The sequence below is a fragment of the Enterococcus mundtii genome (genome assembly GCF_013394305.1).
Lineage (GTDB): Bacteria > Bacillota > Bacilli > Lactobacillales > Enterococcaceae > Enterococcus_B > Enterococcus_B pernyi.
The window spans coordinates 644230-657110 of record NZ_AP019810.1 but is presented as its reverse complement, the minus strand read 5'-3'; the positions used below and the strand labels follow the sequence as shown (position 1 = coordinate 657110).

At 39.6% G+C, this 12881-nt stretch carries 13 protein-coding genes and 2 tRNA genes; 13 read left to right on the top strand and 2 right to left on the bottom strand.

What is annotated here, in order from left to right; translation table 11 throughout:
* The first annotated feature begins 206 nt into the window (after positions 1-206).
* The 7 genes from yidD (at position 207) to HZ311_RS03055 (ending at position 2756) form a co-directional block, all read left to right on the top strand.
* Positions 207-482, top strand: a complete 276-nt coding sequence (gene yidD / locus HZ311_RS03085) for a membrane protein insertion efficiency factor YidD (RefSeq protein WP_010734896.1) — start codon at positions 207-209, stop codon at positions 480-482.
* A 32-nt stretch (positions 483-514) separates the two neighbouring features.
* Complete coding sequence (locus HZ311_RS03080; RefSeq protein ID WP_010734897.1) at positions 515-964, top strand: GNAT family N-acetyltransferase; 450 nt, start codon at positions 515-517, stop codon at positions 962-964.
* 65 nt (positions 965-1029) lie between these two features.
* A complete protein-coding gene (locus HZ311_RS03075; RefSeq protein WP_178946469.1) occupies positions 1030-1914 on the top strand; it encodes an ROK family protein in 885 nt (294 codons plus the stop codon).
* Between the two features lie 74 nt (positions 1915-1988).
* Complete coding sequence (locus tag HZ311_RS03070) at positions 1989-2222, top strand: DUF2969 domain-containing protein (protein WP_010734899.1); 234 nt, start codon at positions 1989-1991, stop codon at positions 2220-2222.
* Between the two features lie 87 nt (positions 2223-2309).
* Positions 2310-2390: transfer RNA gene (locus HZ311_RS03065), tRNA-Tyr, on the top strand.
* Positions 2391-2396: 6 nt separating this feature from the next.
* Positions 2397-2468, top strand: a tRNA-Gln gene (locus tag HZ311_RS03060).
* A gap of 117 nt (positions 2469-2585) precedes the next feature.
* A complete protein-coding gene (locus tag HZ311_RS03055) occupies positions 2586-2756 on the top strand; it encodes a hypothetical protein (RefSeq protein ID WP_010734900.1) in 171 nt (56 codons plus the stop codon).
* 52 nt (positions 2757-2808) lie between these two features.
* On the opposite strand, the gene HZ311_RS03050 is transcribed toward HZ311_RS03055, so the two are convergent.
* A complete protein-coding gene (locus HZ311_RS03050) occupies positions 2809-3417 on the bottom strand; it encodes a TetR/AcrR family transcriptional regulator (protein WP_137072622.1) in 609 nt (202 codons plus the stop codon).
* Between the two features lie 173 nt (positions 3418-3590).
* Here HZ311_RS03050 and HZ311_RS03045 point away from each other — a divergent pair, with 173 nt between their 5' ends.
* Entirely contained in the window at positions 3591-7820 is a 4230-nt protein-coding gene (locus HZ311_RS03045; protein ID WP_137072620.1) for a 2-hydroxyacyl-CoA dehydratase, read from the top strand.
* A gap of 237 nt (positions 7821-8057) precedes the next feature.
* On the top strand, positions 8058-8765 hold the full coding sequence (locus tag HZ311_RS03040; protein ID WP_010734905.1) for a GntR family transcriptional regulator: 708 nt from the start codon (positions 8058-8060) through the stop codon (positions 8763-8765).
* Positions 8766-8849: 84 nt separating this feature from the next.
* Here HZ311_RS03040 and HZ311_RS03035 read toward each other — a convergent pair whose 3' ends face one another.
* Positions 8850-9494, bottom strand: coding sequence for a YigZ family protein (locus HZ311_RS03035; RefSeq protein ID WP_023520031.1), 645 nt, complete (start codon positions 9492-9494; stop codon positions 8850-8852).
* A gap of 131 nt (positions 9495-9625) precedes the next feature.
* On the opposite strand from HZ311_RS03035, the gene HZ311_RS03030 reads away from it, so the two are divergent.
* The 4 genes from HZ311_RS03030 to hpf all read left to right on the top strand — a co-directional run bounded on the left by HZ311_RS03030 (position 9626) and on the right by hpf (position 12875).
* Positions 9626-9916 carry a DUF7662 domain-containing protein gene (locus tag HZ311_RS03030; protein WP_010734907.1) on the top strand — a complete coding sequence of 97 codons (291 nt, stop codon included), beginning with the start codon at positions 9626-9628 and terminating at the stop codon, positions 9914-9916.
* A gap of 263 nt (positions 9917-10179) precedes the next feature.
* Complete coding sequence (locus HZ311_RS03025; protein ID WP_010734908.1) at positions 10180-11505, top strand: DEAD/DEAH box helicase; 1326 nt, start codon at positions 10180-10182, stop codon at positions 11503-11505.
* Positions 11486-12187, top strand: a complete 702-nt coding sequence (locus tag HZ311_RS03020; RefSeq protein ID WP_062804904.1) for a ComF family protein — start codon at positions 11486-11488, stop codon at positions 12185-12187. Before HZ311_RS03025 ends, HZ311_RS03020 begins: the two co-directional genes overlap by 20 nt.
* A 136-nt stretch (positions 12188-12323) precedes the next feature.
* Entirely contained in the window at positions 12324-12875 is a 552-nt protein-coding gene (hpf, locus tag HZ311_RS03015; protein ID WP_010734910.1) for a ribosome hibernation-promoting factor, HPF/YfiA family, read from the top strand.
* Positions 12876-12881: the final 6 nt, after the last annotated feature.

The window sequence follows — 12881 nt, the reverse complement described above, 5'->3', positions numbered from 1 at the left end:
ACACTAGGTAACAGATAAGATAAAAAGAGGTTGTGGCAAAAGCGTACAGCTCCGAGAAATAAGCGCCAAAATCCGAAAATAGCTTTTCATATTTTTGGGTTTTGGCGCTTATTTCTGTAGGAGTTGCTTTTAGAACACCGTTTATCCGGTTATAGGGGATGGTAAGTGGATGTATGACCAATCCTCTTTTTTATGGAGATGAGAATATGAAAAAGATTTTAATTTATTTAGTTCGAGGATATCAGCGTTTTATTTCACCTGCGTTCCCACCAAGTTGTCGGTATTATCCAACTTGTTCTAATTACATGATCCAAGCCATCCAAGTACATGGTGCGCTCAAAGGAACCCTAATGGGAACAGCACGCATCTTTCGTTGCCACCCATTTGTGAAAGGCGGTATCGATTATGTGCCTCGTAACTTTCGTTTGACGCGTAATAAAGAAGATCAATCGATGCCAGACTATAAAAAATACAAAAAATAGAGTCATTGATTTTTATTAGATGGGAGAAAGCGATGTTTCAACAATTGAACAAAAGTGACTTACCATGGGCATTACTACTAGAAGCCGATCCTGATAAAAACAAAGTGATCGCTTATGTGACCAATGGCGATGGATTTATCTGGAAAGAGCAGGATGAAGTGATTGGTGTGCTTGTTTATGAAATCAGAGAAACGGAATGTGAGATCATGAATGTTTCTGTTGCTGATGCGCATCAAGGAAGAGGAATCGGTGGCAAGCTGATTGACCATGCACTCGAACAGTTTAGCAAAGAATGCAAACAACCAACAAAAATACTGATCCGTACAGGAAGTATCACGAATCCAGCGTTACATCTTTATCAAAAAAAAGGCTTTAAAGAAGTATCAAGAGAAAAGGATTACTTCATCAATAACTACCCAGAACCAATCTATGAAGAAGGAATACTTCTGAGAGATCAAGTCACTTTATCCAAAGAATTATAGAATAAAAAGAAAGCGTTTCATAGTGAAAATAATGATGAAAAACTATCGAGGAGGAACAAATAATTATGGGGATTTTAGCATTCGATTTTGGTGGTTCAGCTGTCAAATATGGTTATTGGGAACAAGAAACACTAACACATAAAGGTCAGTTCACAACACCAGCTACATGGAAAGAAATGAAAGCGCAATTATCATTGGTATTCCAACAATTATCACAAGAAGTAGCAATCAGTGGGGTCGCCTTTAGTGCACCATGTGTTGTGAACAGCCAACGACAAGTAATTGAAGGTATCAGCGCGATCCCTTATATCCATGGGTTTGATATTTATACTGAATTAGAGGAATTATTTGGTCTGCCAGTTGCTATGGAAAATGATGCGAATTGCGCGGGAATGGCTGAGTTTTATGAAGGTGCTGCTCGTGGCTATCAAAATGTTGCTTTTGTAGTAATTGGTACAGGCGTAGGTGGTGCGATGTTCACTAATGGTGAATTGAATAAAGGCGCTCATCTTTATGGCGGAGAATTTGGCTTGATGTTTCTTAATGGGGAGCATACATTCAGTACATTAGGAACGGCAGTCCAAATGGCGTGGCGGTATTGTGAACGCAAAGGATTAGATAAACATACCTTTAGTGGAAAAGAAGTCTTTGAATTAGCAGAAAATGGTGATCCGCTCGCACAAGAAGAAGTTGAATCTTTTTATGATTATTTAACAAAAGGATTATTTAGTATTCAATTTTCTTTTGATCCAGAAGTGATCGTATTGGGTGGCGGAATTTCTGCAAAAGAGGGATTACTGACAGAAATCAATCAACGGATGAAAAAATTGACGAATCATTTTGGGTTGAATGATTTTGATCCATTGATCACCCTGTGTGAGTATCGCAATGATGCGAACCTGATAGGGGCAGCAGCAAATTATCTAGCGCAACACGAAGCAGGAAAATAAATTATCAAATAGAAGGCACGCAGTGAATGTTTTCTGCCGTTAAATGTGATAAACTATTGAGGAGGTGGGAAATAATGTCAAAAAAGAATAAAGATATTGAAGTGCGTACCGAAGAGATCAAAAAAACGATCAAAGGGAACACATATGAGGTAACGCAGTTATTTATTGGTAAAAAAATGATCGGTGAAATTTTAGCGTATGGCCCAAAAGAATTTGAGATTTTCTTGGGAGAAGAAGACTTTGGCAAAGAAAAAAGTCTTGAAAATGCGATAGAAACAGTAATTCGTCATTGGAATTTACACGAATAAAAAAATATCAAAAAAATTTTCAATAAAGGGTTGCAATCACTTGGAAAATTAGGTATTATAACTAAGTCAGGTTGATACAAACCTTTCGGAGGAGTAGCGAAGTGGCTAAACGCGACGGACTGTAAATCCGTTCCTTAGGGTTCAGTGGTTCGAATCCACTCTCCTCCATTTCATTGGGGTATAGCCAAGCGGTAAGGCAAGGGACTTTGACTCCCTCATGCGTTGGTTCGAATCCAGCTACCCCAGTTCCTAGAGTGATCAGTTGCAGATCACTCTTTTTTTTGTGTAAAACACCTTGTTTCTTGCTGATTTTGCTATTATAGGCTAGAGTAGATATAAGAAGAAAAAAAGGAGGCGGCACAAATGAAGTGGAAACAAAAAGTAGATGAAACAGCAGAAAAAATTTACGATATGATCAAATCGGAGAAGTACAATGTAGAGATCCATGTACCGAAAAAATCAGAAAAATTTGTCCAAATCAAAGCGAAACGTCCAACAAATCATACCAAAAAATGGTTGTCTAAAAATCGTTAAGAATAACAAAAGCTCTGAAGTTCACATAATCTTGTGTTCTTCAGAGCTTTTGTTATTTTTCAATCTCGATCCCTAAGACGGTCAAGTGACCATTTCCCACTAATTTGATGACTAAAGTAGCTAACTGCTGTGGTGTCATCTCGGTATCACTAGTGACCCACCAATGTAAAGTACCGGTGAAAATGGCAGTTATGTATTCTGTGATAAAGTCAATAGGTACTTCTAGTTCGTTCTCTGTGATTTTTAGACGATCAAAGATAGTGGCGTATTTTTCTGATAAGAAAATTTTTAACTTTTTCCTGAAAAACTCGATCGAAGTGCCGTCCAAAGTCGTAATAAATATGGCTTTGTTCTCAGCCACCAATTGGTAAATTTGAGTTAAGGCGCGGTTGACCCGTTTCAGCTTCAATTTATTGTCTTCCATCAAGGGTTCCAAATCTAAGATCGAGGTAAATGTCTGGATAGCGATATGGAATAAATGCTCATAAAGATCTTGTTTATCTTTGAAATGAGCATAAAAAGTCGCACGATTGATCATTGCTTCATCGGCAATTTCTTGGATCGTGATTCGCTCCATACTTTTTGTTTCTAGTAAACGTAAGAATGCTTCAATAATCATTTTATTGGTACGTTTCACTCGAAGATCGTTTTTCTTCATCATAAAAATCTCCTCACTTTTGGTCGACAAATCGCACACGATTGTTGTTTATCTCACAAACTGACGATTATTGCTTATTGAAATCGCTCTAAATCGTTTTAAAATAGATATATGTAGTATAACAGACGGTTTGTTCAATGTTAAACAAAGCGTTTTTTTAAGAAGGTGGCGAGACGATGAAAATGTACGGAGGTATCGATGTAGGTTCAACGACAGTAAAATTAGTGATTCTTGATAACCATGGCGAAACTCTTTTTGCTAAATACGAACGACATTATGCAGATATCAGAAAAGCAACCATCAACATATTAGAAGAAGCCAAAACAACCTTACAAGATCAGGGGATTGCTTTTGCCATCACTGGTTCTGGCGGTATGGGATTAGCGGAACATCTACAATTACCTTTTATCCAAGAAGTGATTGCATGTACAAAAACGATCGAAGAAAGGATTCCCGAAACAGATGTAGCAATTGAATTAGGGGGAGAAGATGCCAAAATCACTTTTTTTGGTTCTTCTTTAGAACAACGCATGAATGGTAGCTGCGCGGGAGGGACAGGCGCGTTTATTGATCAGATGGCAGCACTATTGAAAACCGATGCAAATGGGTTGAATGAACTAGCCAAAGCGTACCAACAGCTTTATCCAATTGCCTCTCGCTGTGGTGTATTCGCTAAAACGGATGTACAACCACTGATCAATGAAGGAGCGGCGAAAGCCGATATCGCTGCTAGTATTTTTCAAGCCGTCGTCAATCAAACGATCGCTGGTTTAGCAGCAGGCAGAAAGATCAAAGGAAAGGTCGCCTTTTTAGGTGGCCCACTTTACTTTATGTCCGAATTGCGCCAACGCTTTATTGAAACGCTTGGTCTATCGACAGAAGAAGTGATTTTTCCAGAAAATCCGCAACTATTCGTAGCATTAGGGGCAGCTTATCACGCAAAAACTTCAAAGGAAAAAACACTCAGTGAATTAATCCAGAAATTGAAAAGCCAAGAGCAAGAGTTGCTTCATCCATCTCGTTCTTTAGCGCCACTGTTTCAGAACGATCAAGAGTTAGCTGATTTTCGCAGTCGACACGAAAAAGCGAAGGTGCAAGAACGTGCGCTAGCTACCCATCAGGGGGTGGCTTTTCTAGGTATTGATGCTGGTTCGACAACGACGAAAGTCACCTTGATCAATCAATCAGGAGAGCTATTATTCTCGTTTTATGGAAACAATGAAGGACAGCCTTTAGAAACAACCATCAACGTATTGAAAAATATGTATCAGCAAATGCCCAAAGGCTGCTTTATCGGTAAAGCGGTAGTGACTGGATATGGTGAAGCGTTGATCAAGAGTGCGTTGAAAATCGATATTGGTGAAGTCGAGACGATGGCGCATTATAAAGCAGCAAATTTTTTTCAACCAGGTGTCGATTTTATTTTAGATATTGGCGGACAAGATATGAAGGCAATGACGATCAAGGACGGCGCATTGTCCTCGATTCAATTGAACGAAGCCTGTTCTTCAGGTTGTGGTTCATTTATCGAAACATTTGCTAGGTCATTAGGTTATGGAATCCAAGATTTTACGGTTGCAGCTATTTCAGCCAAGAACCCTGTGGACTTAGGTTCCAGATGTACGGTCTTCATGAATTCAAAGGTCAAGCAAGTCCAAAAAGAAGGCGCTTCTGTTGGAGACATCTCGGCTGGTCTATCTTATTCTGTGATCAAAAATGCGATCTACAAAGTGATCAAAATCAGAAAACCAGAAGATCTAGGCAATAAGATCGTGTGCCAAGGTGGAACCTTTTACAACGATGCAGTCTTGCGAGCATTTGAAACAATCAGTGGAAGAGAAGTTGTTCGTCCTTCTATCGCAGGATTGATGGGTGCATATGGGGCTTCTTTGATTGCTTTGGAAGAATATCAAAAAGGGGAAATAAGTGAAGTACTCTCATTCGAAGAATTGTCTCAGTTGACGACAGAAAAAGAATTGACGCACTGTGGGTTGTGTGAGAATAATTGCCTATTGACGGTCACTTTATTTTCTGATGGTCGGAAGTTGATTTCTGGTAATCGTTGTGAACGTGGGGCACAGATCAAAATCAAAAAAGCCGATAAGAAAATCAATTTAGTGGCTGAAAAATCTCGGCAATTATTCCGTTACCGTCCATTACGAAAAACAGAAGCTGTCAACGGGGAAATCGGGATTCCAAGAGTATTGAATATGTATGAAAACTTTCCTCTTTGGCAGACTTTCTTTCGTACTTTAGGCTTTCGAGTAGTCTTATCCCCTCGTTCGAGTAAGGAAATCTACGAACAAGGAATCGACACGATTTCAAGTGATACCGTCTGCTATCCAGCGAAACTGGTGCATGGCCATATCCAGTCACTGATCGATGCTGGTGTTCCCTGCATTTTTTATCCGGGCGTGATCTTTGAGCAAAAGGAGAACAACCAAGCGGACAATCATTTTAATTGTCCCATCGTTCAAAGTTATCCAGATGTCATCAAAAATAATGTCGATGCGATTCGGGAAGGAAGGATCGATTACCGTCAGCCGTTTTTGAATCTAGCGAACGAAGCATCAGTGGCAAAGACGTTACACCAAACATTTTCTGACTATGGATTTTCAGAAGATCAAATAAAAGAAGCCTTACACCAAGGATATGAAGCATTAGCCGATTTAAAAAAAGAAATTCAGCAAAAAGGAGAAGAAACCTTGAGGATGCTACATCAAAACAATGAACGTGGCATCGTCCTTGCAGGTCGCCCTTACCATCTAGATCCGGAAATCAATCATGGGATTGCAGAATTGATCACACAAGAAGGCTTCCATGTCTTGACAGAAGATAGCATTGCTCATCTAGGAGATGTGGGGCAATTACGAGTAGTGAATCAATGGGTCTATCAATCAAGATTATATGCAGCTGCCCGAGTCGTCGCCAAATCTAAGGAGTTAGAATTAGTGCAATTAAACTCTTTCGGGTGTGGTATCGATGCGGTGACAACTGATCAAGTGGAAGAAATCATGGCGCAATATGGCAAGTTATACACTGTCCTAAAAATCGATGAAGGTGCAAATTTAGGTGCCATCAGGATACGCTTGCGCTCATTAAAAGCGGCAGTCAATGCACGAACCAAACAAAAATTTCGCCCAACGAAACAATTTCTTACACCGGAAAAAATCACCTTTACCAAAGAAATGAAGAAAACACATACCTTGTTATTGCCGATGTTAAGTCCTATCCATCAATCTGGTTTAGTTGATGTTGCTCTAAAATCCTCGGGATATCGAGTCGTTTGTTTGCCAAGTGAAAGTGGCAGTGCCGTTGATGTTGGGTTGAAGTATGTCAACAATGACGCGTGTTATCCAGCAATCATCTCGATTGGGCAAATAGTCGAGGCATTGGAAAGTGGCACATATGATTTAAATCATACCAGCGTGATGATGACCCAAACAGGAGGTGGATGCCGAGCGACTAATTATATCCCACTACTTCGCAAGGCGCTTGATGAAGCTGGCTTCCCACAGATACCTGTGGTTTCTGTGTCTTTCGGCAATCAAGGGGTAGAATCTTCTCCTGGTTTTACGTTCACATTGCCATTGTTGAAACGTTTAGCTGTTGCTTTTTTATATGGCGATCTTTTTGAACGAGTCGTTTACCGCACTCGACCGTATGAGATAGAAAAAGGCGCGATTGATGAAATACACCATCAATGGCTTGAACGAGTGGAACGCAATGTCAAAAATGGTTCTTTGACAAATTTCAATCGAAATATGGCGAAAATCATCCATGATTTTGACACGGTTCCGCTAACGAACCAAACGAAACCTAAAGTAGGGATTGTTGGAGAGATCCTAGTCAAGTATTCACCGACAGCCAATAATGATATCGTCCGATTATTAGAAGAAGAAGGAGCTGAAGTCGTTGTACCTGATATCATGGGCTTTATGAATTATTCGATATACAATCAAATCTGGAAATATGAACATTTAGGTCATTCGAAAAAAAGTAAATGGGTCGCGCAGTTTCTTATCCGCTTGATTGAATATGTTGTAAAGCCAATGGATAAAGCATTAAGGAAATCACAACGCTTTGATGGAATAACACCAATTCATCAATTAGCAGAGGGAGCAAGCCAGATTTTATCAATTGGCAATCAGACCGGCGAAGGCTGGTTTTTAACCGGTGAGATGATTGAATTGTTGGAAAATGATGTGCCTAATATCGTTTGTATGCAACCATTTGGCTGTCTACCGAATCATGTCGTAGGCAAAGGGGTATTCAAAGAGCTTCGTCATCGTTACCCAAAAGCCAACATTACGGCAATCGATTATGACCCAGGTGCTTCCTTAGTCAATCAATTGAATCGAATCCGTTTGATGATGGCAACGGCCATGAAAATACTGGATCAATGATTAGTTGGGTGAACTTGAGCCAGCCTTTTTTGATTCTGTCGTTTCCGAGCAAGAATAGTAAGGGCTTGTTACTTTAATTACTTATTGAATAAGAGTGAATGATCATAGGTCTATATCCAAACGCTATTATATCGGAGGGCAAGGCAGTGGAATGAACAGCATGATGGGCTCTTTTTTGTTGAGAATTAGGTATATACCAGTTATAATAAAATAGAAATGAAAGGACGGGTAGATGTTATGTCGAATCAATTACCGGTATATATACAAATTCACGATCAAATCAAAAGTGAAATCGAGCAAGGCGTCTGGAAAATTGGAGATCGTCTTCCTTCAGAAAGAGAATTAGCCATCAAGTTTAATGTTAGTCGAATGACTTTAAGACAAGCAATCCAAAACTTAGCCGATGAAGGAATCCTTGAAAGAAAAATTGGATCAGGTACCTACGTGGCACGAGAAAAAGTCCAAGAAAAGATGTCTGGTGCAACCAGTTTTACCGAAATCATGGAATCACAAAATCGTGTACCATCCAGTCGAACGATTTCTTATTTTCTCACGTCACCAAGTTCGAGTGAAATGGAGAAATTGCAACTAAAAAAAGATGATACTATCTTACGAATGGAACGTATTCGTTTTGCTGATGATATCCCTATTTGCTTTGAGATTGCGAGTATTCCGCAAAAAATCATCGACGGATACAGCAAAGCAGAAATTACGGAGTCATTGTACCGAACACTCGAAGAAAAAAGAGGAAACAAGATCGGTGCGGCGAAACAAACAATTTCAGCAGTCTTAGCTTCAGAAAAAATTGCTGAATATTTAGAGGTCAAGCGAGGAGATGCTGTTTTACGTTTAAGACAGATCTCTTACTTTGAAGATGGCACGCCATTTGAATACGTACGTACCCAATATGTCGGCGACCGCTTTGAGTTTTATTTAGAAAGATGATCGTTCATATTGAATAAAAAGACCAGAGAATAGTCATTGGCATAGCTGCCTTCTATTCTTTGGTCTTTTTCTCTATGATCAGGCTCATTCTCTTGTTTGAATGAGTTGTTCATGATAAGAAACAGCGCCTTCAGTAAATGTCACTTGACCGCTCAAAAGTTCAATGATTGCTTCTTGGAAAGCAGAGACCTCTTTTTCATTGATCATGCAAACAACGATGACTTTTTCTGTATAGCGGATTTCTTTCACATTCACCTGCTGGAGTGCCAAGAAGTTTTCTATTTTTCCTAGCTGGGGATAGGCAATATGAATCGATAATTCTTGTTGCAATGTCCCTTCAACGATGCCAATTTCTTGTAATGCGTGGGAAACCGAATGCGCATATGCACGAATCAAGCCGCCTGTACCTAATTTGATCCCGCCGAAATAACGTGTCACAACAGCCGCAACATTGATTAGTTCATTTTTTTTGATTACTTCTAGCATCGGCACGCCAGCAGTTCCACTCGGTTCACCATCATCGCTACTTCGTTGAATCTCATTTTTTTCACCAATCACGAACGCACTACAATTATGATTGGCTTTCCAATGTTCTTTTTTTGTTTCTTGGATAAATTGTTTTGCTTCTTCTTCCGTTTCAACTCGTTTCAGTGAGCAGATAAAACGTGATTTTTTTATTTCAAGCTCACTTTGACCATTTTCTTTGATCGTGTAATAACGTTCTAACATCTGTTTCACTACTTTCATTGTTTGTTCTCGTCTCTTTTCAAGTATAGAGAATTTTTTTCTGCATGACAATTATGTTAATAGTTGCTTAACGAAGGGAATATGGGATAATAAAGAAAAGTGAGGTGCGTAACATGAAAGAACGAGTCAAAAAGTATGATGCCATCACTCATTATTTAAAGACAAATGGTGGCTCTCAAATCACGCTGACATTTACTCAAATCGATGAGTTGCTTTTTCCAAGTAGTGCCTTGCCCCGTTCTGCACGAGAAAGTACCGATTGGTGGGCGAACGACTATAAACATCCTGAAAAAGGCGCCTATGGCTGGATCAATGCTGGCTATGAAGTGGTGGTCATCAATTTAGAAAAAGAATTTATCGTATTCAATCAATTAGTCAAATCCAGTTGGTTGTTTGACGAATAACTATTTTTCTAGCTGTTGATCCGATCCCTCGATTCAAGTTCAAATTTAGGTCTAGCTACATATATCAGTATGATCTGAGTCCGAAAGTTTCTGTTAAAGAAATGGCCCGCTGACTCAGTTTCATACTTTTTTTGTTTTTCATTGAAATCATCACGTTCGTTCGTCCGCTTATTAGCTGATTTTCTAATTGGATCAATCCGATTGATTCTGCATGAAGAATTTCTTTTTTGGCGTATCTATTTTGCGAAGGGAGAGAAGTGCACATGCAAGCGGAAGATTTTTTTGGGCGGCGATTATTAACTAAAGAAGTATATGGGAATGAACATTCTTATGAAAAATTGAACTATGTAGTGGTCGATGCAATCACAATAAAAAAGAAGCAGCTTTATTGCAATCGTTGCAGTCAAACGACCCCTTTGCAAACTGCAAGGCTCAATGCGTCTACCTACTACTGTCCCCACTGTCTGTTTTTGGGGCGTTGCGATACCCTGCAACAGCTCTACTTATTCGAACAACCAAATGGAAAGAAGCGTCATATAAATCACTGTTGGGAAGGTCAATTAACAACACTACAACAGCAAATTTCGGATGATCTATGTGAACGATCGGGTGAGCATTTGGTTTGGGCAGTTACCGGTTCAGGCAAGACGGAGATGCTTTACGCCAGTATCCGAAAGACCTTAGCTAAAGGTAGGAGAGTTGCTATCGCCTCACCAAGGATCGATGTTTGTCAGGAATTATACCTACGACTTAGCAAGGTCTTCCCAGAAGAAACGATCCGCCTGCTTCATGGGAAATTAGACGAACCTGATCGCTATGGTTCTTTAGTGATTTGTACGACGCATCAGTTGTATCGTTTTTACCGAGCATTTGCTCTTTTAGTAGTAGATGAAGTGGATGCTTTTCCATTTGTGGGGGATCAAGGGTTAGCTTATGCAGTGGAAACCGCGCTACAAAGAAATGGCCAACTGATATATTTAAGTGCGACACCCGATGACCAGTTATTGAAAAAAAGCCGAACAGCTATGACTGTTCATCAGTTGGCTTTACGCTTTCATCAACGATTATTGCCAGAACCGAAACTGCTTTTTTGGGATCAGTGGGCTAATCGCTGTTTACACCCAAAAAAGAATCAACGATTGTGTCGCTTGATCCAAGAGCTAGTCAAAGAAAACCATGTGCTATTGTTTTGCCCGAGTATCTCTTTAATGGAGCAATTGGAGAAACAATTAAAAAAACAATTGTCTTGTCGTATGACATCCGCCTCATCAAAAGATGAAGCACGTAGTAGCAAAGTCCAAAATATGAGAGAGCAACATTACGATGTGTTTTTGACAACGATGATCTTAGAGCGCGGGGTGACTTTTGAACGGATCTCAGTCGTTGTTTTAGGCGCCGATCATCCGGTATTCAGCAAATCATCACTGGTCCAAATTGCTGGACGTGCCGATCGAAAGGGAGGATTCACCAATAGTCAGGTCTATTTTTTCTATGAAGAAAAGACACGTGCTATCGCAAAGGCGTGTAAAGAAATCAAACAAATGAATAAAAAAGGAAAAGAGCAACGAGATGAGATGCGTATACTGTAAGAAAACATTTAGTAGAAATATAACAATTAGTGAATTGCTTGGACTGAAAAAAATAGCGAGACGTTGCCAGGAATGTCAATTTTTATTCCAACGAATACAACAGGAGAGTAGCCATCAGTGCGAAGGCTGCCAAAAAGTATGGACGAAACAGGCGATTGATCAACCTGACTATTGCCGAGATTGCTTGCATTGGCGTACGCGTTATCCTGACTATCGTTTTTGTCATCGTGCGTTCTTCCGCTATGATCACGCGTTCCGTACTTGGCTCAAACAATATAAATTCATGGGGGATATCCTGTTGGCACACACATTCAGCTTAGAGTTACAAGAATTACGAAAACAATATAAGTCGTTTGTTTTTTGTCCGATCCCATTGTCTACAGAAAGGATCAGCGAAAGGGGATTTAATCAAGTGAGTGAACTATTGAGAGCTGCTGGGCTTCCTTTTCAAGAATTGCTGATCAGAGAAAAACACCATACACCGCAATCTAAAAAAACAAGAGAGCAACGTTTGATTACGTCCCAACCATTTGTTTATCAGCCATCTACACTTAAAATCAAAGGGGAAAATATCTTACTGATCGATGATGTTTATACGACTGGCCAGACGATGTTCCATGCAGCGACCTGCCTATTGGCGCAGTCACCCAATAAAGTACAGACGTTCTCACTTGCTAGATAAGCTTTTTGTAGAAACAGCAGTAAAATGACAGCGATTTAGTTTGCAAATGCTTACGAGTTCGATATAATAGAAGTAAGAAGAGGGAAAGAGTGGTCCTTCTCCTTCTTGATTGTGGTAGATGAAAGGGGTAGTTTTTATGTTTAGATATAATGTACGCGGCGAAAATATCGAAGTAACTGAAGCGATTCGTGACTACGTAGAGAAAAAAGTAGGAAAATTAGAACGTTATTTCAGCGATGCTCCCGATGCTACGGCGCATGTGAATTTAAAAGTTTATACTGAAAAAACAGCAAAAGTGGAAGTTACGATTCCATTACCTTATCTCGTATTACGTGCCGAAGAAACTTCACCAGATCTATATGCAAGTATTGATTTGGTTGTTGATAAATTGGAACGTCAAATCCGCAAATTTAAAACAAAAATCAATCGCAAATCTCGTGAAACTGGTTTGAATACAGCAAATGCGGCGGTTATGTTCAATAATGAAGACGAAGAAGAAAATGAGTCTGAATTAGATATCGTGCGTACAAAACGCTTGTCATTGAAACCAATGGACAGCGAAGAAGCTGTTTTACAAATGAATATGTTAGGCCATAACTTTTTCATCTTTGAAGATGCAGAAACGAATGGTACAAGCATTGTTTACCGTCGTAAAGATGGCAAATATGGATTGATCGAAACTGATTGATAAATA